This window comes from Burkholderia sp. BCC1972 (genome assembly GCF_905339605.1).
Taxonomy (GTDB): domain Bacteria; phylum Pseudomonadota; class Gammaproteobacteria; order Burkholderiales; family Burkholderiaceae; genus Burkholderia.
Map to the genome: position 1 here is coordinate 23,740 of NZ_CAJPGH010000009.1, position 26,439 is coordinate 50,178.

Below are 26,439 nucleotides of genomic sequence, written 5' to 3' on the forward strand. Positions count from 1 at the left end.
CGACAACGGGCGAAAAGTCTAACAGGTCGAAAGGAAACCTGTTGCGCCGTTCGGGCCGCGCGGCGGCAGCGCCTGCGGCCGCCCGCGTGGCACCAGAAAGCGAGGGCGTCATGGGCCTACCCGTCGTGTCGCGAACTTCCTATCGCAGAGGCCTGCGACGTGCCCGCCGGACGGGCAACGCACCCACTCCTCGAAAGGATCGCAAACATGAGCGCCACCGACACCGGCCTGACCGTACGCGCAGTCCGGGAAGACGACTACGACCAATGGCTGCCGCTGTGGGACGGCTACAACCGCTTCTACGGCCGCTTCGACGACACCGCGCTGCCGCTGCACGTCACGCAGCTCACGTGGTCGCGCTTCTTCGACGGGTACGAACCCGTGCACGCGCTCGTTGCCGAGCGTGACGACAGGCTCGTCGGACTCGTGCATTTCCTTTATCACCGCAGTACGACGCACGCCGGGCCGTCCTGCTATCTGCAGGATCTGTTCACGCTCGACAGCGAACGCGGCAAAGGCGTCGGCCGCGCGCTGATCGAAGCCGTGTATGACGCCGCGCGCCGGCATCGCGCCGAACGCGTGTACTGGCAGACGCACGAGACGAATCACACGGCGCAGCGGCTCTACGACACCGTCGCGGAGAAAACGGGCGGGATTGTTTACCGGAAGGCGCTGCCGCGTTGAGTGCGCCGGGGCGAGCACTCACTCCAACGGCCGTGCCTTGATCCACAGAAACAGCGGCACGCGCGCCCACTGTTTCAACGCACTGAGTACTGGAACGCAAGCAAGCGCCGCTTGGATTGATCCGCACAATCGAGCGCGATGCTCGATCGCAGTCGTGGTCGCTTCGACAGCCTGGTTGGTAGCACCCAGGACACAGAATCTCTATTCACGTCCGTTTTTGTATCTCTTGGGCTACAAATGACGACATTGGCAGATGTAGCAGAGATGCTGAGAGATGCTCGTCATGCAGCGGGGCTTCCATATATGTAGGTACGTTACTACACTGCGTGGATCCATGTCATTCCTCTCCCTGCCCGGCGGGTTCCTCGCGATACCTGTAGCAACGTCCTACAGTTACGAGAAACAACCCGCACCGCCGCGCCTCGCCCCCGCTCGACGATGCGCACCCGATTCCGAGGAAAGTCCATGCCGAGCATCCTCGCCGCTCCCGCCAATCTCCCCCCGAGCCCCGTCGCGGCGGAAACGCGCATGGTGCACGATGTGGCGACGCTGCAGCCGGCCGACTACCGTTCGGCGGATGGTGCATCGTGGGTCATTTCAACCATTACACCGGCCAGGGACAGCGGCGAGAACGTCACCGGCACGACGTACTTCGACACCGCGAAAGGCCGGACCGTCCCCGTGCCCGACGCGCGCCGCCGCTACGCGAATCGCGGCACGTGGCAGGTCATCGCGAGTTCGAGCCCGTCGGTGCCCGCGACGGGCCGCTACGACTGGCTGACGCTCGCATGGCTGCCGATCAACCGGAGGCCGCTGCCGCAAACGCCCGAGCATCTGTATTCGCCGTTCATTCGCGGCGGCACGATCGTCTATCGGTGGAATCCGGCGGCCGAAGGCGGCGAGCAGTTCGGCAACGTGCGGATGATCTTTCCGGAATGGACGCAGCAGGTGGCCGATGCGCTGCGGTCCGTGCAGAACGGCGCGTCAAGCACGCCGCCTGCGCTCGAACGCCTGAAAACAGACGGCAACCCGATGGCCGCCGTGCTCGACTTCGGCGCTGCGCTGCAGGAAGAACCGGCGGAACGGATCGTCGCGCAACTGCCTGCGTTGCTGCGGGTGAAGGATCGGCACGAACTGTCGGCGCTCGTGTACCTGTGCCTGTCCACGCCGCACGCGGAAGACCGGCCACGCTTCGTCGAAACGATCAACCAGGCCATCGCGGACACCGACGACCGCGCACGCCTGCTGGCCATCGCATACGGCGCGGTCGCCGCGGGGCGGACGCAACCGGTTCCGTTCCGCGACAGTACGCTGAGGGCGCTCATCGACGACGTGTTCGGCGTGCTGAAACGGCGGACGGCGGCGCTCGGCGTGCCCGTCGGGGAAGGGACGCCGTGGTATGAGTTCTTTACGGCGTATCGGTTGGGTGAAGCGGTGCCGGGCAACGGCCGGTAATCGCTCGCCGCACATTGTCTCGACCATTCTCCGGTGCAAATGCGCCGCGTCGGCCGAACGCCGAATCGATTCTCGATCTATTCGACGAATTGAATCGGATCGCGCCGTGCTAGATTCCAGCTCGGCCATAGCGCCCATTCAAATAACCTCAATCAAAAGACCAAATCATGAAATCTCTTATCCGTCATGCCGCGCTGGCATTCGTGACGATCGGCTTCCTGTCGGGCTGCGCCAGCAGCGTGACGCGCGACGCCAGCGGTCCGGCAGGGGCCGCCGTAACCGCATCGACGACCCAATTCGGCAAGAAACCCGTGATCGTGAAGGTCACGCTCGACAAGGCCGCGCAGGAAGCGTTGAAAGAAAACCTGAAGTTCGACGCGAAGAAACTGCAGGAGAAAATCGAACACGCACTGGACGCACGCCAGCTGCTGGCCAAAGCGGATGCGACCGACGCGATGCACCTGAACGTCGAAGTCACCGGTATTCGCGTTCGCTCGAGTTTCTCGGCCGTCATGTTCGGCTTCATGGCCGGCAGCGATTACGTCGACGGGACCGTCACGCTCACCGATGCCGACAACCATCCGGTCGACCACTTCAAGGTGTCGGCGTCGTATGCGCTCGGCGGTATCGCCGGCATCGACAGCATGCGCATGGACTGGCTGTACGAGAAATTCACCGAGAAGACGCTCGCGACGCTCGATCCGGCGACCGCGGCAACGCAAGCCGACGCGGCAGCGGCAGCGTCGAAGAAGCTGTAAGACCCGACGCCCGACGGATCGCGGATACGCGGCCCGTCGGGCCATGGCGGCAGCCCCTGTGCCGCCGCCAACGGACAACCTCGCCGGTCGCCGAACCGGGCGTCAGGCAATGCGCGAGTGAATACCCTGTGCTCGCATCTGGCAGCGTTCCTATTCCGTTGAACCAGCCGATATGCATCGGATGCGGCCGCGCCCACAGACCGCCACAAGACACTCACGCCCGCCCGCACGACGACGAAAAAGCGGCCACTCGCGGGAGGAGCGGCCGTCAAGGAGATATCCCTGTTCGGGATGTCGGGGGACACCACATCTCACCGGTACGCGTATTGTTGATGAGCGGAATTCCGCTGACCATCAGACTGGTCTGATTCGCTGCCCTTCCGCATGAAAATCACGCAGTCCTGATCCATGCGCATGCGTCGAATCCGCAATACGCCGTTACGTTCTCGAAGGGAACCCCCATACGTGGCAACCGGTCGAAACGCCGACATCGCCGTCGACGGTTTCATCGCCGCGGCGGACAATCACTTCTCCTCCCCCGCTCGTCCACGTCCAACCGTTCCTTTACATGCTGAGCATCGGTCCCTTCTCGATCCGCATCGTCGCGGTAGCCGCCGCCGCGCTGGTGGCATGGCTCGTCGCGCGTTTCATCCAGCGCCGCCCGCCTGACGGGCATCACAAGACGGCATCGAGCCTGATCCTCGACGTGCTGCTGCTCGGGCTGATCGCCGCGCGCGTCGGCTATATCGCGCAGTGGTGGAGCGACTATGCGGCATCGCCGCGCTCGATCGTCGCGCTCGGCGACGGCGGCTTCGACTGGCGCATCGGCCTGGCAGCCGCCCTGATGTTCGCGGGCTGGCGCTTGCGCCGCTTGCCCGCGCTGCGGCGGCCGGTGCTGGCCGGCATCGTCGCGGGCCTCGGCGCGTGGGGCATCGCGCAAGGCACGCTGGCGACGTTGCAGCAGAGCGCACCGCCGCTGGCCGCGATGCAGCTTCAAACACTCGACGCAGCGCCCGTGCTGCCGGCGAGCTTCGTCGGCAAGCCAGTCGTCGTGAACCTGTGGGCGACATGGTGCCCGCCGTGCCAGCGCGAGATGCCGATTCTCGAACAGGCGCAGCGTGACCATCCTGGTATCACGGTGCTGATGATCAATCAGGGCGAAAATGCGCAGGTCGTGCGTGCGTTCCTCGAACAAAAGGGCCTGCGCTTCGATCACGTGCTGCTCGATCCGTCGCTGCACGCGATGCATGCCTATGGATCGCGCGGACTGCCGACCACGCTGTTCTTCAACGCAAAGGGCGAACTCGTCGAATCGCACATGGGCGAGCTGACCGCCGCGCGGCTGAAGGACGCCGTCGCGCAACGCTTCGGGCAGTAACGCGTGTCGGGGGACGGGAAGCGGCGCGATGCCGACCTGAACATGCCGGGCCTCGACGGCTGCGCGTTTGCGCGGGTGCTGCGCGAGCGCGGACGTTCGAACGCTATCGGCAGTTGCGAATGAGATCCTTGAACGACGTGCGGCGAGCGAGTCGAAGCAATCGGTTGACACGTTCTCTAACACATCGGTTATCGAGCGATGAAGCTACCAGCCTATGCGACTTCCCCGGATTCGTTATGTGGCAAGCATCCGACGCTCTGGCCTGATGGCCAATCGCGATGAATTCGTACATGACCGTGCCCTGACACCGATCGATCTCCGCTAGAGTGGCCACACGTTCTCGCAACGAATAGCACGTTATTTCGGCATGCAAAGCATGAGACGGAGTGATGATGGAAATCCGCTGCGTAAACGAGCGCGGCCCGCTGGTGATAACAGCACCAACGAGCCGCTGACCACAACCAACTCAACCAAGGAGTTGACCATGGCTGGCGCGAATCATAACGCACCGACGTATTTCCGCGATTGTTTTGTCTCCCCGCAATCGTCTCTTCAATCTGGCCGCACCATGCCGCATATCAGGCTGACCGACATGGCGCCACCCGTCATGTATCTGTGGATGAAGCTGTCCGGCCGGTGGATCGAGGCCGCGGGCTTCGATCCCGAGCAGCGCCTGCGGATCGACGTGTCGCACAAGCGGCTGGTGATTACGCCGATCGATGACGCCGCCTGCGCGGCGGTCGAGAACGTGCGAATCCCGGATATCGATTGCGGAACAGGGCAGCAGCGGCAACTTTCGGTGATGACGGAGGAAGCGTAATGAACCACGACGCGTCTAACGAACATACCGACAACGTGCCGGACGATTTCGACTACTACGATGTCGGTGAACTAACGGCGAAGTCCGTGCTTGTACTGAAGCTCAACGCATTGATGGCGTCACGTGGCCTGACCGAGGAAGAGGCTGCGGCGCTCACCGAAATGGCACGGCCTGTGGTCACGCCCGAGCAGCGCGAGCGGCTCCGGAACGTGACGCTGGATCAACTGATGCTGACGCTGGCATCGTTCGGGCAGCATGTGGAAATCGTGGTGCGGCCGGCGGGGGAAGCGGGGCCGGCGGGGATCACCGCTACGGTCTGACGGCGGTCGTAGCCGGAAGAAGGAAGTATGTGGCAGCGGGAAACGCATCAGCGCTCGCATGTGGTCGCGTTAGGAGTAGGTGCTCCAAGTTGCATAGCATGACTGCGGCCGGACCCGGCGGCCGCAGCCGAAGCGGCTCCGGCGCCACACCTGATCAATTTAACGTGGCTGATTGTCACAGCTAATCAGACCAGGCTGATTCTCCGCGAGCTGTGCACGGAGGGCGGCGAATTTCGCCTCCAACTCATCATATGCAGCCTTGATGGTCGGATCCGCAAGCAGATGCGCAGTGTCGGCGGCGGTGTACTTCACCGGTACGTAGCAGTCCGCGTATGTCCTTGCGATGCGTGCTCTAGTCATCGTTGACTCCTCCTTCGATTGCCCGATGGCGATACCGTCCGGGCGGGCCGTGTGAGTGAAACTAGAACGATGACTGCAGCACATGCTCGACACAAAAGAAAAAAGCCGCTGTCGTAAGCAACGACAGCGGCTTACTCGGCGATTCACCCGACCCGCCATCTTCCTGATACACCCGCTTACTGTTGAATCGTCGCCTGCTGTGCCAGCTTGTCGACCACCGCTGCCAGCGCATGTTGTTGCGCCTGCGCTTCGAGCTGCTGACGCAGCACGTGTCGAACTCGACCACCACGTGAATCAACCCGACGGTTGCCGCACTCGCGACCATCCCGATCACGGTGCCTTTCACCAGAAAATCTGCTGCGCTCATCGTCAGTACTCCCTGTCTGATAGTTGCCGAACGATGTCGGCCGGAATACTGCGTATTAAAAAGATCGTCTGACGCGATCACTATCGGACAGGTCTTATTGGCGATCCGCAAACGTAAAAATAGGACTGGGACTACAAGCGGAGCGAGTCGCGACGCCAACGATCCATTCGCTTTCGTACAGCATCAGCAATTCGGACTCGTCCTATTTAGCAATCGGTCACGGCTGCATAAAGTTGAGGTCAAGACGACGCCATACCGATTTGCCCCCCCGAGCACAAGCCACCATGCGCGTCAGAACCGACCCATAACAGACCGCCGCCGCGATACGCGGGCTGACTTCCGGAACGACCCGACATGCAGATCACGACGACCCACGACACGCCCTCGTTCGACAACATCGCCGCGCAGGTACACGGCATCGACAACACGATGCTGGCCACGCTGGTCGATGCGTCGTCGCTCGATGTGGACGACGACGCAGTCGCCACCGCGACGCAAACGCTCATCGATCGCGGCGAAACCGATCGCGCCGCCCAGCTCGCCGCCGCACATTGGGAACTGCGGCCCGACTCGCCGGCGGCTGCATTCAACTGCGGCTACGCAATGCAAATGGCAGGGCGCCACGCGGATGCGATCGCGCCGTATCGCCGCACGCTCCAACTCGCGCCGTCGTGGCCGTCGCTCAAAAACAACCTCGCGCTGGCGATCCGACTGACGGGCGGCGACCCTGACGTGGAATTCGCGCTCATCGACGGCGCGCTCGACGACAACCCCAATGACGAGCGTGCATGGACCAACGCGATCGTCACGCGCATTGACCGCTTCGATCTCGATGGTGCATTGCGTGCGGCCATGCGGGCGGTTGCGCTCGCGCCGGACAATGCGCTGGCGCTGAACAACACGGCCATCGCGCTGAAAGAAGCGCAACGCTGGGACGAAGCCGAGCAATACGCGGCACGTGCTGTCGACCGTGCTCCGCATAACGCGGCGTATCGTCACAACCTGTCGCTGCTCCAGCTTGCGCGTGGTGACTTCGCCTCGGGGTGGCGGAATTACGAATCGCGCTGGGAGGGTTCGGGTGAGCTGCGCGGCAACTTGCCGGTTTTTCCCGCCCCGCGCTGGCGCGGTGAATCGCTGAAAGGCAAGACGCTGCTCGTGTGGGGCGAACAGGGCCTCGGCGACGCGCTGCAGTTCTGCCGCTATGTACCGCTGCTCGCGGAGCGCGTGCGCCGAGAAGGCGGGCGGATCGTGTGGAATGCCTTCCCGATTCTGGGTGCGCTGTTCGAGCGCAGTCTCGCGCAACATGTCGACGTGTTCGACACCAGCACGCAAATCGGGGATCTTCCCGCGTTCGATTTCGAGCTGCCTCTGATGAGCATTCCCCGCATGCTCGGCCTCGACGGTGACGCGATCGCCACGACGACGCCTTACCTGCACGCCGATGCCGGCGCGATCGACGCATGGCGCACGGCGCTCGCCGGCGAGAAGCGGCTGAAAGTCGGCCTCGCATGGACGGGCAGCCTCACGCACCAGCGCAACCGCTTCCGCCGTATCGGCCTCGAACGATTCTCGGATGCCTTCGGCAGCTTGCAACAGGATGTCGCGTTCTACTCGCTGCAGCCTGGTGCGCAGCACGACGTCGAAGCCGCGCGGTCGAACGGCTTCGTCGTGAACGATTTAACGCGCGAATGGCGGACGCTCGACGATACCGCCGCATTCGTCGGCGCGCTCGATCTCGTGATTACCGTCTGCACGTCGATGTCGCACCTGAGCAGCGCGCTCGGCCAATCCACATGGGTGCTGCTCGATACGAATCCGCATTGGGTATGGCAGCACGACCGGCGCGACAGCCCGTTCTATCCGAGCGCGTCGCTGTACCGTCAAAAGACGTTCGCCGACTGGAACCCGGTGCTGGACGAAGCCGCCGCCGATCTTCGCGATCTCGTCGGCTGACCGGAAGGAGGCGCCCGTCGTGGACTACAACATCTGCATCGTCCGGCCGCCCGGCTACGTGCACTCGGGCGCATTCACCGAACTCGCCGAAGTGATCGCCTACGGGCTCGAAGATCTCGGTCATGTCGTGCATTTCAGCAAGAACGACATGAGGTCCGACGCGCGGAACCTCCTGATCGGCTGCCATCTCGCCGATCCGGCCGCGACCGAGTACGTGCCGGACGACACGATCGTCGTCAACACCGAGCATATTCATGTCGACGAACAGCCGTGGAACGCGAACATCTATCGCTGGACGTCGAAATACGAAACCTGGGACTACAGCGCGCGCAACATCGCGAAGCTGAAGACGCTCGGCATCGACCATGCGCGCTATCTGAAGCTCGGTTTTCATCCGAAGCTGCGCCGCATTCCGAGCGACGTCGAGCAGGACATCGACGTGCTGTTCTACGGCACGATCGGGCCGCGTCGTGCGGCGGTACTCGAAGCGCTGCAGGCGCGTGGACTGAAAGTGGGGATCGTCAGCGGCGGCATCTATGGTGCCGAGCGCGACGCGTACATCGCGCGGGCGAAGGTCGTGCTGAACCTGCATCACTACGCGTCGCACATCGTCGAAGTCGTGCGCGCGTTCTACCTGATGACGAACGGCAAGGCGATCGTCGGCGAGGCCTCGCCGACAACGTCGGTTGATTCCGACTATGTAGCCGGATTCCGCGCGGCACCCTATGACGCGCTGGTCGATACGTGCGTCGAGCTGGTGCACGATATCGCGCAGCGCCGCCGTCTGGAGGCCACCGCGCTGGACGCGATCATGCGGCTGCCGCAGGCGAAGGCGCTCGCGCCGCTGCTGTCGTGGGAACCGGTGGCGGCCTGACAGCGCGGCAGCGAGGTAGCTTCATGAAGCAGGCGTCGCACGATGCACTCAGCGGGTCGTGCAGCAGCAACGCAACGGTCAGCGAGGCCGCCGCACCGGAGCACCCCGGCGCGGCCACCGCCGCCTCCCTTACGCGACAGCCTTCACCGCGCGCTCGACGTCAAAGAACGTCGCCTGCGCCGCTTCGTCGGCGCGCGCATACGCACGGTTGACACCGCTGATCACCGCGCGGATCGACGCGGTCGTCAGGTTCGCATCGATGCCGACGCCGAACGCGCTGCCGCGCACGCCGGAACCGGCCAGCTCGGCAATTGCGATCGCCTTCGCATCGGCGCCCTGCGACAACGCACGTTCCTCGTAGTGCTGGATCCGCAGCGGCGTGCGCAGCGCATGCATCAACGCATCGAGCGGGCCGTTGCCTTCGCCGCGCAGCACGCGGCGCTCGCCGTGTACGTCGGCGGTCAGCACGATCGACTCGCGGCCGTCGCGCTCGGTCAACTCATGGCCGACGTAACGCAGCGGCGCATCGCCTTCGACGTATTCCTGCTGGAACAGCGCCCAGATCTGCGCGCTCGTCACCTCGTGGCCGCTGTCGTCGGTCAGGCGCTGAACGGCCGCGCTGAAATCGACCTGCATACGGCGCGGCAGCGCGACACCATAACCCTGTTCGAGCAGGTAGGCGATACCGCCCTTGCCCGACTGGCTGTTCACGCGAATGATCGAATCGTACGTGCGACCGAGATCGCTCGGATCGATCGGCAGATACGGCATTTCCCACACGGCGTCGGGACGCTGCACCGCGAAGCCCTTCTTGATCGCGTCCTGGTGCGAGCCGGAGAACGCGGTGAACACGAGGTCGCCGACATACGGATGGCGCGGGTGGATCGGCAACTGCGTGCATTCCTCGGACGTGCGCGCAACTTCGTTGATCTGCGAGAAATCGAGGCCCGGATCGACGCCCTGCGTGTACAGGTTCAGCGCGAGCGTGACGAGATCGACGTTGCCGGTGCGTTCGCCGTTGCCGAACAGGCAGCCTTCGATGCGATCGGCGCCGGCCATCACCGCGAGCTCGGCCGCCGCGACCGCGGTGCCGCGGTCGTTGTGCGGATGCACGGACAGGATCAGCGCGTCACGGCGCGCGAGGTTGCGGTGCATCCACTCGATCTGGTCCGCGTAGAAGTTCGGCGTGCCGACTTCGACGGTCGCCGGCAGGTTCACGATCGCCTTGTGCGCGGGCGTCGGCTGCCACACGTCGAACACGGCGTCGCAGACTTCCTTCGCGAAGTCGAGCTCGGTCGCCGTGAAGGTTTCGGGGCTGTATTGCAGCGTGAAGTGCGTGTCGGTCGCCGCGTCGGCGAAGCGCTTGATCGTGCGCGCCGCGTTCACCGCGAGCTGCTTCACGCCGTCGCGCTCGAGGCCGAACACGATCTTGCGGAATTCCGGCGCCGTCGCGTTGTACAGGTGCACGATCGCGCGCTTCGCGCCGCGCAGCGACTCGAACGTGCGCTCGATCAGGTCGTCGCGCGCCTGCGTGAGCACCTCGATCGTCACGTCGTCGGGAATGTGGCCACCTTCGATCAGCTCGCGCACGAAGTTGAAATCGGTCTCGGACGCCGACGGAAACGCGACCTCGATCTCCTTGAAGCCGATCGCGACCAGCGTCTTGAACATCCGCATCTTGCGCGCGGCGTCCATCGGCTCGAACAGCGCCTGGTTGCCGTCGCGCAGGTCGGTGCTCATCCAGATCGGCGCCTGCGTGATCGTGCGCGACGGCCACGTGCGGTTCGGCAGGTTGACGGGCGTAAACGGTCGGTACTTCGTCGCGGGGTTCTTCAGCATCATGGTGTTCGGTCCTCGGTCGGTTGGTCGGAAAACCGCGTCGCGGCGGCCTTCAGCGGGAGAGGCCGGCTGCGCGCGCAGCGGTGACGGCGATGAAACGGCACAACGGCAAAGCGGTACGGCGAACGACAGCCTTGGCGGTTGAGCGACCGGGACGGAGCGGAGCGATACGGAAAAAAGACGAACTCAGGCGCCGGTCGATAACCGGGGCCAGGTCGGTGATACGGGGGAAATCTGGCGCTTCAGGAAAGAAGCAGATGGAAAGCGCGCAGCCGCAGACCCAGCCCGGAGAAACGGGCTAGTAGTCGTAGCGAGAAGAGGGACTGGGCGGCTTGCATGGCCGGAATCAAATCACAGGGCGGCCGGGGCTGTCAACCGGGCTCGCGGAAATCGCGCGCTTTTGTGTGTGCAGAATCAGTCCTGTCCGATAGGCGGCGGCCGGCCCCGTCGATATGCTTCTCAGGTGCGGCGCCGGTGAGGCCCTATTCATGTTCGGAGTGAGTCGGTCCATCCACTTCATCGGTCGCCGCACCCCCTCCTCCTGTAATCGGGCTTCGATGTGGGCGTTCGACGGTGGCCGGTGGGCGCGGCCACGACCGAGATGCTGATGTTGAAACGACAACGCTGCCATATGCGAACGCCGAGCGTCTGCTCCGAAGCCCGATTGCCTCCCCGCCTCTCTCCTCTCCGGTACGGTCACGCATCGTTCAAGAAAGCGATACGTGCATCGATATAATTTCCCGAATACGTCGAAACTTGGTTCATTAACTTCATTTCACTAAATCGATTAATCTTGATTTTCGATTTACTGAACAACAACCATTCCCGCTCGAATATTTTTTTATTTATTTTTCGCCATGCTTTGTATGTCGTGTTTCAAACAGCAAACGTTTGCGCGACAAGGCTCACGCCTTATCCAACATACCTCAGGAGGCAAGCATGGCCGATTCTCAAACGTCTTCCAACCGTGCCGGCGAGTTTTCGATTCCGCCGAATACCAATTTCCGCGCGATTTTCTTCGCGAATGCCGCCGAGCAGCAGCACATCAAGCTGTTTATCGGCGACAGCCAGGAACCGGCCGCGTATCACAAGCTGACGACGCGCGACGGCACGCGTGAAGCCACGCTCAATTCCGGCAACGGCAAGCTCCGCTTCGAAGTGTCGGTCAACGGCAAGCCGTCGGCCACCGACGCGCGCCTCGCGCCGATCAACGGCAAGAAGTCGGACGGCTCGCCGTACACGGTCAACTTCGGGATCGTCGTGTCGGAAGACGGCCACGACAGCGACTACAACGACGGCATCGTCGTGCTCCAGTGGCCGATCGGCTGACCTGACGCGCGACATCTATATCGACGACAACCCGAAACGAGCCGCGTGCGCGTGATCGTGACGGCGAACGGCAAGCCGTCGCGGCTCGGCTCGCGGCAGGTCGACATCTTCAAGAAGTCGTACTTCGGGATCGTCGGGTCGGAAGACGGCGCCGATGACGACTACAACGACGGCATCGTGTTCCTGAACTGGCCGCTCGGTTGAGCGGCGGCCAGTCACGCAGCATCGCAATGGCGACGGGGCCAACCACACATTGCGAATCGTTCGAGCAGTCCCACGCTTTGCTCCGCGCGCGGCACGGTGACGCCCGTTCACCGGCCGCACACGCGAGACCTTCCATCCAGACGAGGACGACATGTCACAACCGTTTACCCATGACGATCTGTATGCGCTGCTGCAACTCGCAGGCAACGACGCCACCGCCGTACAAGCCAACGGCGACCAGGCCGTGCTCGACCGCATGCGCCAGTTCATGACCGCGCAGCTGGTCGAGAAACTGCCGCAGTACGACGTGTTCGTCGATATCGCGACGATCCCGTACAGCTTCGACGTCGGCAGCTGGCAGAACAAGGTGAAAGCCGATGCGGCCGGACAAGTCGTCGCCTGCACGGTGACGTGGGCCGGCGCGCCGGGCGTATTGCCCGGTGCCGCGGCGAAGTTCGGCGTCGGCGCGGTGGTCAATTACTTCTCGAAAGCCCCGCTGCCGCCCGCGCAGCCGGACCCCACGACGACCGGCGGCGGCGAACGCGACGGCATCTTCAACCTGCCGCCGAACATCGCGTTCGGCGTGACCGCGCTGGTCAACTCGTCGGCGCAGCAGACGATCGAGGTGTTCGTCGACGACAACGCGAAGCCGGCCGCGACGTTCCAGGGCGCCGGCACGCAGGACGCGAACCTGAACACGCAGATCGTGAACTCGGGCAAGGGGAAGGTGCGCGTGGTCGTGACGGCGAACGGCAAGCCGTCGAAGATCGGCTCGCGTCAGGTCGACATCTTCAAGAAGACCTACTTCGGGCTCGTCGGGTCGGAAGATGGCGGCGACGGCGATTACAACGACGGCATCGCGATTTTGAACTGGCCGCTGGGTTAAACCGCAGCAGCCTGTCGATCATCGCCACGCCGACCGGCGTGGCGATGTGATTTTGTGCAGCCGCAAGATCATGGCTGCCGCGCAAGAACGATCAAATGCGCCGTCCGCCGATACCATATAGTCCACCCGACACACTCATTGGCACGCCATGAACCCGGTTGGACAAGCACTCTGGTTTATCGAAACCAAACTGGATAAAGACCTGACGCTCGACACGATTGCCGCGAACTGCGACATGTCGCGCTTCGGCTTCTCGCGCCTGTTCTCGATGAATACCGGCTGGCCGGTGATGCGCTACGTCCGGTCGCGGCGGCTCACGCGTGCGGCGCATGCGCTGGCGCAAGGCGCGCCGGACATCCTGCACGTGGCGCTCGATGCCGGCTATGGCTCCCATGAGGCGTTTACGCGCGCCTTCCGCGATCTCTTCGGCATGACGCCCGAGGACGTGCGGGCACGGCGCGCCCTCGACGGGTTGTCTCTTGTGGAGCCGCTTCGCATGAAAGAGCTGAAGATCATCGACGTGACGCCATCGCGCTTCGAAACCGCCGGAACGCGGCTGATCGCGGGCATGAGCGATCGCTATACGTTCGAAACCAACGAAGGGATCCCGGCGCTGTGGCAAGCGTTCATCCCATACCTCGGTACCCTTCCCGGCCAGGTCGGCAACGTGACGTACGGCGTGTGCTGCAACCCCGACGCGGACGGCAGCTTCGAATACATCGCGGGCGTGGAAGTCACGAGCCGCGACCGGCTGCCCGCGCCGTTTCGCTGGGTCGAACTGGCCCCGCAGCGGTACGCAGTGTTCGAACACGTCGGGCATATCTCCACGTTGCACCAGACCTTCTACAGCATCTGGAACGGCTGGCTGCCGACGTCGGGATTCAAGGCAGTGGATGCGCCCGAGTTCGAGCGCTACAGCGGCGACTACGATCCGGTGACGGGCGCCGGCGTGCTGGAGATCTGGTTGCCGGTCGAGCAGGCTGCGTGAACGACGTGTGCGGATCGGCCGCGATAACTCGCGCCGCGGCCGATCGATCGACACGCCGTTACCCTTTGACTCACCACGCCCACCACACGCCCGCATTGCCGGTAATCGCTCGCTGGTGTCCGCCGCCGAGGTTCATCGGCAGTCCGGCTTCGACCGCCCCCGTGAACGCGGGCACCCGGCCGACGATCAGCCTGCATGCAATGCGACAACCTCCGACATCGCAACCGGCTGCGTCCACGTCGCCGACGCGAGCTGCGTGCGCGCGTCCCGCGCCATGCGATTGAACGCCACACGCTGCGCGCCCTTCAGCTTCGCCGCTCCGGCTGCGTGCACCAGTGCGATCGGATCGACAAGGCGCGCATGCCGGCGCACCTCGAAGTGCAGATGCGGGCCGGTGGCCGTCCCCGTACTGCCGACCGCCCCGACTCGCTGGCCGCGCGTGACGCGCGCGCCGGTCCGCAACGTCGGCTCGAATGCCGACAAATGCGCGTAGTACGACGCATAGCCGCCGTCATGGCGAATCACCACGTACTTGCCGTAGCCGTTCAGCTCGGTGCCGATGAACGTCACGACGCCGCGCTCCGACGCATGCACCGCACGGCCAGCCGGCGCCGCGAGATCGACGCCCGAATGCACGTGGCGCGCGCCGCTCACCGGATGCACGCGCGTGCCGAACGGCGAGCTGATCCGCGTCGCGGCGACCGGCATCGCAAACCGGGTGCCGGCGAGCGGCATGCCGTCGAGGTCGTAGTAGGCGCCCGGCGCGCCCGCTTGCGGCGCAAACCACACGGCCGTCACATGCTGCCCGCGAAAACGGATGTCGAGCGCCGTCACGCGCACGCGGCCCGGCCGCATCGCGCCGTAATCCGGCTCGAATGCGACGCGGAAGGTATCGCCGACCACACCGCGCTGCTTCGGATCGATGCGCCCGGCCAGCATGCGGACGATCTGCGCGGCAACACCGGCCGGCAGTTCGGCGCGCACCAGCGACGTATGCAGGCTGCCGGCGATCGGGCCGGCGCGCGTGCCGCGATCCGGCTCGGCCAGCGTGAACGGGTCGGCCGATGCCAGATCGACGGCGCCGCGCTCGAACGCCGGTTGCGTGCCCATCGCGGGCAACGCCGACGCCAGCCCGTAATCGAACCGCGATGCATAGCCGCGTTCGACCGCACTGCGCGCCGCATCGCACAGCACGCGATATGCAACGCATGCGCCGAAGCGGGCGACCGGATCATCGCGACCACCATCCGTCGACATGCTCGCACCATGTGATGCATACGCGACATCGAGCGGCGCTGCCGTCGACGCGCGCAAGCCACCCCACGTCGTCCGCGCGGAACTGAAAAAAGGCACGTCGACAAGGTCTGCCGTTTCCGCCGCCACGGGCGCGAACGGCGCGGCATCGTGAGACGCCTGCGCGATCGCACCCTGCGCGCCGGCCGTACAGGCCGCCGCGATGGCACCGAGCAGCAACGCGCGGCGAAACGGAAAACAGCGAACGCCGCGCCGAACGGGTTGACCTTGTTCGCGTGCGAGACGGAAACGCAGGTCTAACCGCATGACGTCGTCACTCGCTATCTATCAATGAAAAAACCGGGAAAGGGCCGGCATCGCGGAGGAGCCTGCATCGCGATCCGGCAACATGAAGGCGAGTGTATCGGCACGCTCAAAATGGCTGAATAGGACCAATCCTATTTTCTCGAATTAGCACTTAGTACCAGTACTAAATCAACGCAGCATTCGCGTGAACCACCGCGCCGCGTGTACAGTCGAACGCTGCCGGCAGCGCGACGCTGCATCATCTTTCAACCCGGAATCCCGTCATGTTTCTCGATCAACTGCACCCGGAACGCTGGACGTTCCTGTGGAACGCGCTGTCCACCCTTTCCCTCAGGCTGTGCGCCGCCCTGGCGCTGCTCGTCGCCGGCTGGTGGCTGTCGAAGCGCATCGGCAACTGGTTGAACCGGCTGCTTGCGAACAAGGAGCGCGTCGACGACACGCTGCGGCCCATCCTCTGCGACGTCGCCGTGTGGGGCATCCGCATCGTCGCGATCGTCGGCGCGCTGTCGCAGCTCGGTATCGAAACCGCGAGCCTCATCGCGGTGCTCGGCGCGGCCGGCCTCGCGATCGGGCTCGCGCTGCAGGGCACGATGCAGAACATCGCGGCCGGCATCATGCTTCTGCTGCTGCGGCCGTTCAAGGTCGGCGATTACATCGACGGCGGCTCGGGCGTCGCAGGCACCGTCGACGAGGTCGGGCTCTTCATGACGCGGCTCACGAAGCCGGACGGCATCTGCGAATACGTGCCGAACAGCGCCCTGTGGGGCAGCTCGCTGCGCAACTACACGCGCAATCCGACGCGCCGCCTCGATCTCGAAGTGGACGTGTCGGTGCACGACGATATCGATCGCGCGCTCGACGCGCTGCGGGCACTGGCCGTGGCCGATCCCGACGTATTGCAGGATCCCGCGCCGGACGTGATGGTGATGCGTTTCGACGACAGCACGGCCGTCGCGAACATGCGCGTGTGGACGCATACCGACAAGTTCTGGGCGATGCGCTGGCGCCTCGCGCGCCAGGTACGCAAGACGCTTGCCGACGCGAATTGCGCGCTGCCGATCCGCACGCGCGAGCTGCATATCGTGCACGACGCGGAGTGCCGCGCGAACGATGCGCGCATGCGGATTTCGTAAGGCAGCACGGCCTGGCCGCGACGTTACATCCTGACGATATCGAGCAGCGCCTTCTTGCCGCTCCTGTACGTGAACACCGAGATCGCGCCGTGCTTCAGGTCGCCGTGCGGCGTGAAGCTCGTTTCGCCGATCACGCCGCGATAGTCGGTGGCCGGTATCGCGGCCAGCACCTTCGCCGGGTCGGTCGAATTCGCGCGCTTCATCGCATCGACGATGATGTACACCGCGTCGTACGAGAACGGCGCATACACCTGCATCGGCTGGTGATAGCGCGCTTCGTAGCGCTTCACGAACGCCGCGCCGCCCGGCATCTTCTCGAGCGCGATGCCGGCCTCTGAGCACACGATGTTGTCCGACGCCGGCCCCGCGAGCTTCGGCAGGTCGGTCGAGCACACGCCGTCGCCGGCGAGGACCTTCGCGCGCATGCCGAGCTGGCGCGCCTGCTTCGCGAGCGGGCCGCCCGTTGCGTCCATGCCGCCGTACATGATCGCGTCCGGGTTCTCGCCCTTGATCTTCGTGAGGATCGCGCGGAAGTCGATCGCCTTGTCGTTGGTCGCGTCGCGCGACACGACCTTCATCCCGGCCGATTTCGCGGCTTTCTCGAACTCGGTCGCGAGGCCTTGCCCGTATGCGGTCGAATCGTCGACCACGGCGACCGTCTTGATGCCCATGTTCTTCGCCGCATACATCGCGAGCGCCGGCCCCTGCTGCGCATCGGTCGCGACGACGCGATACGTCGTCCTGAAGCCCTGCTGCGTGTACGTCGGGTTGGTCGCGGCCTGCGAGATCTGCACGACGCCGCCGTCGCGATACACACGCGACGCCGGAATCGACGTGCCCGAGTTGTGATGGCCGACGACGCCGACGACCTTGTCGTCGACGAGCCGCTGCGCGACCTGGGTCGCGGTGCGCGGATCACCGGCGTCGTCCTGCGCGTCGAGCTGCAGCGTGACCTTCTTGCCGCCGATCGTCAGCCCCTTCGCGTTGATCTCCTCGACCGCGAGCCGCGCGCCGTTCTCGCTGTCCTTGCCGAGGTGCGCGATCGCGCCGGTCAGCGGCGCGACGTGCCCGATGCGCACGATGTCGTCCGCGTGTGCGGGCCCTGCGGACAGCGCGCACGTCAGTGCGGCCGCGGCGGCGAGTGCTGTCTTGTGATGTCGATTCATGGTTGTCTCCATCCTTGTCGCGCTTCGTTCGTGTTCAGATCCGTCGTTCGTCGAAACTCATGCCGCGCGCTCACGCACGCCCTTCGAATCCCAGCAATACGTTCACCGCATTGATGCCGATCTCGTCGACCATGTAGCCGCCTTCCATCACGAACAGCGTCGGCAGGTTCAGACGCGCCAGCGCCTCGCCGATCCGCAGGTAGTCGGGCGAGCGCAACTTGAAATGGCTGATCGGGTCGTGCTCGAACGTGTCGACCCCGAGCGACACGACGAGCAGGTCGGGCGCGTGCTTCGCGATCGCGGCCGTGGCCTGGCCGAGCGCGCCCGAATACGTGTCCCACTGCGTGCCCTTCGGCAGCGGCAGGTTCAGGTTGAAGCCTTCGCCAGCACCCGCGCCGCGTTCGCCCGCGTAGCCGGAGAAGTACGGATACGACACTGCCGGCTCGCCGTGCAGCGACGCGAACAGCACGTCGGAACGCGCGTAGAAGATGTCCTGCGTGCCGTTGCCGTGATGGAAATCGACGTCGAGCACCGCGACGCGTTCTGCACCGCCGGCAATGCCGTGCTGCGCCGCGATCGCCGCGTTGTTCAGGTAGCAGTAGCCGCCCATGTACTCACGGCCTGCGTGATGGCCGGGCGGGCGGCACAGCGCGAACGCCGCGCGCGCGCCGCCGCCCGACAGCAAGTCGGCGCCGGTGAGCGCCGAGTTCGCGCTCGCGCTCACCGCATCCCACGTGCCCGCGTTGATCGGCGCGCCGGCGTCCATCGCGAAGAAGCCGAGCTTGCCGTCGATGAAGTCGGGCAGCGTCGCCGAGGCCGGCATCGCGCGCACCGGCCACACGAGCGGCAGCGCCTGGCAGGTGCGGCCGCTAGCCGTCCATTCGTCCCACGCGCCCGCGAGGAAATCGACGTAGCGCGCGCTGTGCGCGCCCGCATAACTCGCGCGGTCGAACGCACGCGGCGCGATCACGTCGCCGAGGCCGGCCGCGCGGACTTGCGCGAGCACCGTTTCGGCGCGAAGGGGGTTTTCGAACGACTCGGTGATCGCGCCGTCCTTCAGTTCGACGCCGCGATGCAGGTGGTGATCGCTGCTGTAGACCGTGAGCATGGTTGACCGTTGCCGTGATGACGAGAGGAAAGGGGTGGCAACAGTCTATTGACGCCGGCCGGCATTAGCTTTGCTTTTCGCTTCTTCGTTTCGTACAATTTTGAGAAATCTGTCTACGGGACACCGGATATGAGCAAAAATCGCGCTTCAGTTGAACTCGACGGCGTCGACCGCGCGATGCTCCGCCTGCTGCAGGAAGACGGCGCGCTGTCGAACGCGACGCTCGGCGAGAAGCTGTCGCTGAGCGTCACGCCGTGCTGGCGCCGCCGCAAGCGGCTCGAGGACGAGCACGTGATCACCGGCTACCAGGCGAACCTCGACCGCCGCTCGCTCGGCATGAACGTGTTCGCGTTCGTGCAGGTGACGTTCAACATGCACTCGGATCAGGATTCGGATCACTTCGAGGACGTGATGCGGCGTCACGACGAAGTCACGTCGTGCCACAAGATCACCGGTGCGGCCGACTACATCCTGCAGGTCGTCGCAGCCGATCTCGACGCGTATGCGGAATTCGTCGAGCGCGTGCTCCGAAAGCAGGCCGGCGTGTCGTCGATCCAGTCGAGCCTCGCGTTGCGCGAGGTGAAGTTCTCGTCGCGCGTGCCGGTGCCGGACGCGTGAATGTTCAGGCGCCCGCATGCGGGCATCCGCCGTCGATCGTCATCCCATGGAGCGCTACCCGATGAAACGTTACGTCCCCTCCGCGTCGCTGGCCGCCGCGATCGCCTGCGCATTCGCATTGAGCGCGTGTGCGGCGCAATCCTCCGCGCCGGCCAATGCGTCGGCACCGGCCGATACGTCCGCGCAAGCAGCCCCGCCGATGGTCGGCGGCGATCGCGACGCACACGGCTGCATCGGCTCGGCCGGTTACGCGTGGTGCGAGCGCACGCAGCAATGCGAGCGTCCGTGGGAACTCGCGAAGGCGCGCGGCTTCGCGAATTCGGCGCAGGGCTACGAGCAGTTCTGCCGGAACGGCGCAGCGAAATGAAGTGATGTGACCTGATTTGATGTGCACGGGTCGCGGTGCAACGCCGCGATTCGATGCAGTACCGGTGTGGCGCGCGGCGTGCCCGACACCCGCATTTCGCCACTCCGACCCCGCCGATTTTTCGGCGTCGCACACCGTCATTCCGGAAACCCGGACACACGAAAAACCCCACAAAAACAGGGATATTCGTCGTCTGCGACACGTTGTCCGAGTTCGGTTATATTACGCGCCCCTTGCCACCCCGCCCCCGCACAAACGCGTCGCGCGCGGCCCCTTTCCATGCAGCCCGAAGCGCTTTCCGCCGAGGCTTGCCACAAGGGCCCGGGCGCGTTGCGCACCCTCGCGACGCAGGCGCTTGCCTGCCCGCGGAAGCCGATCCGAAGGTGTCCTTCCGAACGGCTTCGCGTGCGCAAATGCAACGGCGCGCAGCGCCGATCCGGAATTCCGGATTCGCGGTCCGGATCTCCGGACCCCTATGCCGGCGCAACGGAACCGCACGCCGGGCGGCATGGCAAACCGATGCATTCAAGTTGAAAAAGGGATCTGCTGTGATCAAAACGTTACGGGTAATACTGTCGGCGCTCGCGCTGTGCGTCGCGACATCGTCCGCGCACGCCGCCGATACGAAGAAGGTCGACGTCCTGCTGGTGGGCGGCGGCATCATGAGCTCGACGCTCGGCGTCTGGCTGCACGAGCTTCAACCTGACTGGTCGATGACGATGGTCGAGCGCCTCGACGGCGTCGCGCTGGAAAGCTCGAACGGCTGGAACAACGCCGGCACCGGCCACTCGGCGCTCGCCGAACTGAACTACACGCCGGAGAAGGCCGACGGCAAGGTCGACATCTCGAAAGCGATCGAGATCAACGAGTCGTTCCAGATCTCGCGCCAGTTCTGGGCGTGGCAGGTCAGGCAGGGCGTGCTGAAGAACCCGCACTCGTTCATCAACTCGACGCCGCACATGAGCTTCGTATGGGGCGACGACAACGTCCGCTTCCTGAAGAAGCGCTACGAAGCGCTGCAGGCGAGCCCGCTGTTCCGCGGGATGCAGTATTCGGAAGACTACGACCAGATCAAGCAGTGGGTGCCGCTGATGATGGAAGGCCGCGACCGCAACCAGAAGGTCGCGGCAACGTGGACGCCGATCGGCACCGACGTGAACTTCGGCGAGATCACGCGCCAGTTCGTCGGCTACCTGAAGACGCAGCCGAACTTCACGCTGTCGCTGTCGAGCGAAGTGCGCGAGATCACGCGCAACGCCGACGGCACGTGGCACGTGTCGTGGGTCAAGCTGCACTCGGACGAACCGCCGCAATCGGTTGATGCGAAGTTCGTGTTCATCGGCGCGGGCGGCGGTGCGCTGCACCTGCTGCAGGCGTCGGGCATCCCCGAAGCGAAGGACTACGGCGCATTCCCGGTCGGCGGCTCGTTCCTCGTGACTGACAACCCCGAGGTCGTGAAGCAGCACCTCGCGAAGGCATACGGCAAGGCGTCGGTCGGCTCGCCGCCGATGTCGGTGCCGCACCTCGACACGCGGATCATCGACGGCAAGAAGATCATCCTGTTCGGGCCGTTCGCGACGTTCTCGACCAAGTTCCTGAAGAACGGTTCGTACTTCGACCTCGCGAAGAGCACCAACCTGCACAACGTCGCGCCGATGATGCGCGTGGGCGTCGACGAATTCCCGCTGGTCCAGTACCTCGCCGGCCAGCTGATGTTGTCCGACGACGACCGCTTCAACGCGCTGAAGGAATACTTCCCGAACGCGAAGAAGGAAGACTGGCGCCTGTGGCAAGCCGGCCAGCGCGTGCAGATCATCAAGCGCGACCCGGTCAAGGGCGGCGTGCTGAAGCTCGGCACCGAGATCGTCGCGTCGCAGGACGGCAGCATCGCGGGCCTGCTCGGCGCGTCGCCGGGCGCATCGACGGCCGCGCCGATCATGCTGAACCTGATGAAGAAAGTGTTCAAGGACAAGGTCGCGACGCCCGAGTGGCAGCAGAAGCTCCGCCAGATCGTGCCGAGCTACGGCACGAAGCTGAACGACAGCCCGGCAAAGGTCGTCGAGGAATGGACCTACACGAGCGACGTGCTGCAACTGTCGCCGCCGCCGAAGATCGACCTCGGCATGCCGTCGCAGCCGGCCGGCAACGCGCCGGCCCGCCCGGCGAAGGCGTCGGCCGACATGGCGCTGTAACGCGTCCGGCCCCGTTTTGCCGCACCATACGGCCGCCCTCCGGGGCGGCCGTTTTTCTTGGCGGGCACGGGCGGATATCCCGTGCCGGGCGCCCGCTTCCGCTAGAATTGCGGCACGCGCGACCCTGTCGCCGCCCGATCCATCATCCGCATCGACGCAACCCAGGCGACGCCGGTGCGGCCCGCGCCCGAGCCGCGCGAGCGCCGCCCGCCGTTGCCGCGCCCGCCCGGGCGCGCCATCAACCGAATTCAGCTGGAGAAAGACCGTGTTTACCTGCCGAAACCAGAGCTGCGGCACGCAGTGGGAGCAGTCCGACGTCGTCATCAAGGACGAAGGCCAGGGGCTGCTGTTCCGCTGCCCGCTGTGCGGCGCGCGCAACTACCTCGAACGCTTCGAAGACGACGAAGGCACGGTCGTCTACGAGCAGATGGAAGGCCGCCCCTACCTCGGAGACCTGTCTTGACGCAACCGACCGCCACGCCGTTCAGCGCGCTGCCGCTGACGCCCGCCACGCTCGCGAACCTCGCGCAGCTCGGCTATGTCGACATGACGCCGATCCAGGCCGCGAGCCTGCCGGTTGCGCTGGCCGGCCAGGACCTGATCGCGCAGGCGAAGACGGGCAGCGGCAAGACCGCCGCGTTCTCGCTCGCGCTGCTCTCGCGCCTCGACACGCGCCGCTTCGACGTGCAGGCGATGATCCTGTGCCCGACGCGCGAGCTCGCCGACCAGGTCGCGCAGGAAGTGCGCCGCCTCGCCCGCGCGGAAGAAAACGTGAAGGTGCTGACGCTGTGCGGCGGCACGCCGATGCGCCCGCAGGCGCAGAGCCTCGAGCACGGCGCGCACATCGTCGTCGGCACGCCGGGCCGCATCATGGATCACCTTGACCGCGGCAACCTGAAGCTCGATGCGCTGAGCACGCTGGTGCTCGACGAGGCCGACCGGATGCTCGACATGGGCTTCTTCGACGACATCGCAAAGGTCGCGCGGATGTGCCCGACGACGCGCCAGACGCTGCTGTTCTCCGCGACCTATCCGGACGGCATCGCGAAGCTGAGCCAGCAGTTCCTGCGCAATCCGAAGGAAATCAAGCTCGTGGAGCGCCACGACGACAGCAAGATCCGCCAGCGCTTCTATGAAGTGACCGAGAACGAGCGGCTGCACGCAGTCGGCCAGTTGCTGAACCACTACCGGCCGGTGAGCACGATTGCGTTCTGCAACACGAAGCAGCAGTGCCGCGACCTGCTCGACGTGCTGCATGCGCAGGGCTTCCACGCGCTCGCGCTCCACGGCGAGCTCGACCAGCGCGAGCGCGACCAGGTGCTGATCCAGTTTGCGAACCGCAGCTGCTCGGTGCTGGTGGCGACCGACGTCGCCGCGCGCGGGCTCGACATCGCGCAGCTCGAAGCGGTGATCAACGTCGACGTGACGCCCGACCCCGAAGTGCACGTGCACCGCATCGGCCGTACGGGCCGCGCGGACCAGGACGGCTGGGCGCTGAGCCTCGCGAGCATGGACGAGATGGGCCGCGTAGGCGCCATCGAACAGGCGCAGAAGCGCGAAGTCGAATGGCATCCGCTCGCTGAACTGAAGCCGGCGGACGACAGTGTGCTGCTGCCGCCGATGGAAACGCTGCAGATCCTCGGCGGGCGCAAGGACAAGATCCGCCCGGGCGACGTGCTCGGCGCGCTGACCGGCGACGCCGGGTTCGACGGCAAGCAGATCGGCAAGATCAACGTGACCGAGTTCTCGACCTATGTCGCGATCGAGCGCGGCGTCGCCCACGACGCGCTGCGCAAGCTCAACGCCGGGAAGATCAAGGGCAAGCGCGTCAAGGTCCGATTGATGGACGAGGAGTAAGCGGGTCGCGGCGCGGGCGGTCGCAGCACCGCCGCGCGCCGCCCCGTGTGTCACCCGAGTTCGGGATAGCCGTGCGAGACGGCTCCCCGCTCGAACCGCGCAATCGCGTCGTAGTCGGCCGGCGACAGCCGTTCGAACCCCTTCAGCCTCAGCACGCGCGCGCGTTCCGGATCGGCGGCGACCGCGCGATCGAGCGCGTCCTGCAACGCGCCGACCTGTGTTTCCGGCAGCGCGCGCGATGCGATGAACGGCAATCCCGGCGCGGAAGCCGTCGTGCCGATGGTCCGGATGTCCTTCAGCAGCTCGGGCAACGCGTCGCGCACATAGGCAAACGTCACGCAGTCGATCGCCGCGCAATCGGCTTGGCCCGACGCCAGCGCACGCAGCACGTTCAGGTGCGAGCCGAACGGCGTGACCGATCCGAAAAACCGTCCGTCATGCGCATGCGGCGCGACCGCATGCCGGAACGCATTCATCCCGCTGTGTGAATCCGCGCCGTTGTATGCGGCGCGCAGCCCGCGACATGCGGCGAGCGTCGTCGCGCCGCCCGCATGCACACGTGCCGACACGACCAGCACGCTGCTGTAGTGCGCCCCGTTGCAGCCGTCCGCGTCGAAAACCGGGGTCGCGATCAAACGCACGACGTCGCGCATGCCGAGCATCCGGTACGGGTAGCCGCAGGTCTGCGACAGCAGCAGATCGTCGCGCCGCCACAGCGCGTGCAGGTCGTCGAACGGCGCGTCGGGCCGTGCGACGTCGACAGGGCCGCCCGCGTTCGCGAACGCATCGAGCGCGTCGCGCAGCAGCGCGCGCCACAGTGCGGCGTGGCGCGGCGTCACGTTGTACATCGGCAGTACTGCGATCCATGGGTTCATGCGGGCATTCTACGCATCTGCGCCGGCCCCCGATGCATATCGGCTTCGTCGCGATAAGCAAATGCGAATCGATTGGTTGGCGTCGCCGCCCCGTCCCGGTACCGTTCGAAGGCCTGCCGGCACCGCCACGTGCGCGATGCCGGGCAGGCCGACCGTGATCCGCGAGACACCTGCGCACCCGGGCCGAGCGCACCGGTTCCATCGCTCGTTCCCCGCATTGCCCGATCCATCCGCCTCAACGCCATGGCCGAATACTTCGACGTCGATCATGCGCGCGCGATTGCCGCGCTCGACGCCCGCTTCACTGCCCGCACCGAGTGGCCGACCTGGCTGCTGGTCGCCGTCATCTACGGCGGCTGGCTCGCCGTGCTGCTGCTCGTGCGCGACGGGCACCTGTCGCTCGCGGCCGCGACGCCGCCGCTGATCCTGCTCGGCGCATGGCATCTGTCGCTGCAGCACGAATTGCTGCACGGCCATCCGACGCGTTCCGCGTTCGTGAACAAGCTGCTCGGCTATCCGCCGCTGACGGTCTGGTATCCGTACACGCTGTATCGCGATACGCACCTCGACCATCATCGCGACGAGGACCTGACCGTGCCGGGCGTCGATCCGGAAACGAACTACGTGACGCGCGAACGCTGGGCGCGGCTGCCGCGCTGGCGCCGGGCGCTGACGGTCGCGCGCAAGACTTTCGTCGGACGAATCGTCGTCGGGCCGCCGCTCTCCGTCGCTTCGACGGTCGCCGACGCGTTCGGCGCGTTTCGGCGCGGCGACTTCCGCTATCTGCCGATGTGGGCGATGCACGTTGCCTGCGTGGTTGCGCTGCTCGCGTGGCTGCAATGGGCGATTGGCGTGCCGTGGTGGTATTACCTGCTGGCCGTCACGTGGCCCGCGCTGTCGCTCGCAATGATCCGCTCGCTATACGAGCACCGCGCCGCGCCGCATCCGAAGGCGCGCATCACGATCAACGAAGCCGGCTTCGCGATGCGGTTGCTGTACCTGAACAACAACTACCACCTCGTCCATCACGACCTGCCGAAGCTGCCGTGGTACGACCTGCCGCGCGCGTACCGGATGCGACGCGACGCGTATGCGCGCAAATGCGGCGGCTTCGTGATTCGCGGCGGGTATCGCGAGCTGCTCGCGCGCCATGCGTGGACGCCGACCGATACGCCCGTGCACCCGTTCGACGAAGGCACGGCATCGCTGTCGACCGGAAGCGGCGTGAAGGTGGCCGTGGTCGACAAGGTGCTCCAGATCAGTACCTGACCGACGGCGGGGCCACCGATTCGACCGCTTCCGCACCCATTCTTACGAAAAGCCGACAACGTCCGCGAATTGCCAATTG

The 26,439-nt window shown here is 65.3% G+C and carries 24 protein-coding genes and 1 pseudogene; 19 read left to right on the forward strand and 6 right to left on the reverse strand.

Translation table 11 applies throughout. From position 1 onward, the window contains the following. Positions 1 to 207 precede the first annotated feature (207 nt). The 6 genes from U5798_RS15070 (at position 208) to U5798_RS15095 (ending at position 5,415) form a co-directional block, all read left to right on the forward strand. A complete protein-coding gene (locus U5798_RS15070) occupies positions 208 to 684 on the forward strand; it encodes a GNAT family N-acetyltransferase (RefSeq protein ID WP_322082503.1) in 477 nt (158 codons plus the stop codon). A gap of 465 nt (positions 685 to 1,149) precedes the next feature. Continuing rightward, on the forward strand, positions 1,150 to 2,139 hold the full coding sequence (locus U5798_RS15075; protein WP_124454417.1) for a hypothetical protein: 990 nt from the start codon (positions 1,150 to 1,152) through the stop codon (positions 2,137 to 2,139). Positions 2,140 to 2,306: 167 nt separating this feature from the next. After that, positions 2,307 to 2,897 carry a DUF4410 domain-containing protein gene (locus U5798_RS15080; RefSeq protein ID WP_322082504.1) on the forward strand — a complete coding sequence of 197 codons (591 nt, stop codon included), beginning with the start codon at positions 2,307 to 2,309 and terminating at the stop codon, positions 2,895 to 2,897. A 568-nt stretch (positions 2,898 to 3,465) separates the two neighbouring features. After that, positions 3,466 to 4,275: a TlpA disulfide reductase family protein gene (locus U5798_RS15085; protein ID WP_322082505.1), complete on the forward strand. Its 810-nt coding sequence runs from the start codon at positions 3,466 to 3,468 to the stop codon at positions 4,273 to 4,275. A 484-nt stretch (positions 4,276 to 4,759) separates the two neighbouring features. After that, positions 4,760 to 5,095, forward strand: coding sequence for a SymE family type I addiction module toxin (locus U5798_RS15090; protein WP_124454411.1), 336 nt, complete (start codon positions 4,760 to 4,762; stop codon positions 5,093 to 5,095). Beyond that, positions 5,095 to 5,415: a helix-turn-helix domain-containing protein gene (locus tag U5798_RS15095; RefSeq protein WP_124454409.1), complete on the forward strand. Its 321-nt coding sequence runs from the start codon at positions 5,095 to 5,097 to the stop codon at positions 5,413 to 5,415. Before U5798_RS15090 ends, U5798_RS15095 begins: the two co-directional genes overlap by 1 nt. Positions 5,416 to 5,836: 421 nt before the next feature. Here U5798_RS15095 and U5798_RS15100 read toward each other — a convergent pair whose 3' ends face one another. Continuing rightward, a complete protein-coding gene (locus tag U5798_RS15100) occupies positions 5,837 to 6,142 on the reverse strand; it encodes a hypothetical protein (protein ID WP_185658208.1) in 306 nt (101 codons plus the stop codon). A 354-nt stretch (positions 6,143 to 6,496) separates the two neighbouring features. Between U5798_RS15100 and U5798_RS15105 the strand changes: the two genes are divergently transcribed. Both U5798_RS15105 and U5798_RS15110 read left to right on the forward strand, forming a co-directional pair. Beyond that, positions 6,497 to 8,095, forward strand: a complete 1,599-nt coding sequence (locus U5798_RS15105; RefSeq protein ID WP_322082506.1) for a tetratricopeptide repeat protein — start codon at positions 6,497 to 6,499, stop codon at positions 8,093 to 8,095. 19 nt (positions 8,096 to 8,114) lie between these two features. Next, positions 8,115 to 8,969: a hypothetical protein gene (locus U5798_RS15110; RefSeq protein ID WP_322082507.1), complete on the forward strand. Its 855-nt coding sequence runs from the start codon at positions 8,115 to 8,117 to the stop codon at positions 8,967 to 8,969. Between the two features lie 129 nt (positions 8,970 to 9,098). Here U5798_RS15110 and leuA read toward each other — a convergent pair whose 3' ends face one another. After that, a complete protein-coding gene (gene leuA, locus U5798_RS15115; protein ID WP_322082629.1) occupies positions 9,099 to 10,808 on the reverse strand; it encodes a 2-isopropylmalate synthase in 1,710 nt (569 codons plus the stop codon). A gap of 939 nt (positions 10,809 to 11,747) precedes the next feature. On the opposite strand from leuA, the gene U5798_RS15120 reads away from it, so the two are divergent. The 4 genes and pseudogenes from U5798_RS15120 (at position 11,748) to U5798_RS15135 (ending at position 14,215) form a co-directional block, all read left to right on the forward strand. Further along, positions 11,748 to 12,137 (forward strand): fucose-binding lectin II, encoded by a 390-nt coding sequence (locus tag U5798_RS15120; protein WP_322082508.1) that lies wholly within the window; start codon positions 11,748 to 11,750, stop codon positions 12,135 to 12,137. A 42-nt stretch (positions 12,138 to 12,179) separates the two neighbouring features. Continuing rightward, a pseudogene (locus U5798_RS15125) lies at positions 12,180 to 12,341 on the forward strand (fucose-binding lectin II); the annotation flags it as partial. A 151-nt stretch (positions 12,342 to 12,492) separates the two neighbouring features. Continuing rightward, positions 12,493 to 13,227: a fucose-binding lectin II gene (locus U5798_RS15130; RefSeq protein ID WP_322082509.1), complete on the forward strand. Its 735-nt coding sequence runs from the start codon at positions 12,493 to 12,495 to the stop codon at positions 13,225 to 13,227. 148 nt (positions 13,228 to 13,375) lie between these two features. Next, the gene (locus U5798_RS15135) at positions 13,376 to 14,215 is read left to right on the forward strand and encodes an AraC family transcriptional regulator (RefSeq protein ID WP_322082510.1); all 840 of its coding nucleotides are present in this window, start codon (positions 13,376 to 13,378) and stop codon (positions 14,213 to 14,215) included. A 186-nt stretch (positions 14,216 to 14,401) separates the two neighbouring features. Here the strand turns inward: U5798_RS15135 and U5798_RS15140 are convergent, their stop codons facing one another. Then, positions 14,402 to 15,775 carry a M23 family metallopeptidase gene (locus tag U5798_RS15140; protein ID WP_322082511.1) on the reverse strand — a complete coding sequence of 458 codons (1,374 nt, stop codon included), beginning with the start codon at positions 15,773 to 15,775 and terminating at the stop codon, positions 14,402 to 14,404. Between the two features lie 263 nt (positions 15,776 to 16,038). Between U5798_RS15140 and U5798_RS15145 the strand changes: the two genes are divergently transcribed. Continuing rightward, a complete protein-coding gene (locus U5798_RS15145) occupies positions 16,039 to 16,908 on the forward strand; it encodes a mechanosensitive ion channel family protein (protein ID WP_322082512.1) in 870 nt (289 codons plus the stop codon). 23 nt (positions 16,909 to 16,931) lie between these two features. On the opposite strand, the gene U5798_RS15150 is transcribed toward U5798_RS15145, so the two are convergent. Both U5798_RS15150 and U5798_RS15155 read right to left on the reverse strand, forming a co-directional pair. Continuing rightward, positions 16,932 to 18,074: a branched-chain amino acid ABC transporter substrate-binding protein gene (locus tag U5798_RS15150; protein WP_322082513.1), complete on the reverse strand. Its 1,143-nt coding sequence runs from the start codon at positions 18,072 to 18,074 to the stop codon at positions 16,932 to 16,934. A gap of 70 nt (positions 18,075 to 18,144) precedes the next feature. Beyond that, the gene (locus U5798_RS15155; RefSeq protein ID WP_124454379.1) at positions 18,145 to 19,182 is read right to left on the reverse strand and encodes a histone deacetylase family protein; all 1,038 of its coding nucleotides are present in this window, start codon (positions 19,180 to 19,182) and stop codon (positions 18,145 to 18,147) included. 129 nt (positions 19,183 to 19,311) lie between these two features. On the opposite strand from U5798_RS15155, the gene U5798_RS15160 reads away from it, so the two are divergent. The 5 genes from U5798_RS15160 to dbpA all read left to right on the forward strand — a co-directional run bounded on the left by U5798_RS15160 (position 19,312) and on the right by dbpA (position 24,216). Beyond that, the gene (locus tag U5798_RS15160; protein WP_124454377.1) at positions 19,312 to 19,800 is read left to right on the forward strand and encodes an Lrp/AsnC family transcriptional regulator; all 489 of its coding nucleotides are present in this window, start codon (positions 19,312 to 19,314) and stop codon (positions 19,798 to 19,800) included. Between the two features lie 61 nt (positions 19,801 to 19,861). Next, positions 19,862 to 20,167, forward strand: coding sequence for a hypothetical protein (locus U5798_RS15165; protein ID WP_124454375.1), 306 nt, complete (start codon positions 19,862 to 19,864; stop codon positions 20,165 to 20,167). A gap of 548 nt (positions 20,168 to 20,715) precedes the next feature. Continuing rightward, positions 20,716 to 22,359 (forward strand): malate dehydrogenase (quinone), encoded by a 1,644-nt coding sequence (gene mqo / locus U5798_RS15170; RefSeq protein ID WP_415859499.1) that lies wholly within the window; start codon positions 20,716 to 20,718, stop codon positions 22,357 to 22,359. A 265-nt stretch (positions 22,360 to 22,624) separates the two neighbouring features. Then, positions 22,625 to 22,822 (forward strand): hypothetical protein, encoded by a 198-nt coding sequence (locus U5798_RS15175; RefSeq protein ID WP_124454371.1) that lies wholly within the window; start codon positions 22,625 to 22,627, stop codon positions 22,820 to 22,822. After that, the gene (gene dbpA / locus U5798_RS15180) at positions 22,819 to 24,216 is read left to right on the forward strand and encodes an ATP-dependent RNA helicase DbpA (protein WP_124454370.1); all 1,398 of its coding nucleotides are present in this window, start codon (positions 22,819 to 22,821) and stop codon (positions 24,214 to 24,216) included. The genes U5798_RS15175 and dbpA overlap by 4 nt, the downstream gene beginning before the upstream one ends. 50 nt (positions 24,217 to 24,266) lie before the next feature. Here the strand turns inward: dbpA and U5798_RS15185 are convergent, their stop codons facing one another. Next, positions 24,267 to 25,091, reverse strand: coding sequence for a phosphate/phosphite/phosphonate ABC transporter substrate-binding protein (locus U5798_RS15185; protein ID WP_322082515.1), 825 nt, complete (start codon positions 25,089 to 25,091; stop codon positions 24,267 to 24,269). Between the two features lie 243 nt (positions 25,092 to 25,334). On the opposite strand from U5798_RS15185, the gene U5798_RS15190 reads away from it, so the two are divergent. Next, positions 25,335 to 26,360, forward strand: a complete 1,026-nt coding sequence (locus U5798_RS15190) for a fatty acid desaturase (RefSeq protein WP_124454364.1) — start codon at positions 25,335 to 25,337, stop codon at positions 26,358 to 26,360. Positions 26,361 to 26,439 lie beyond the last annotated feature (79 nt).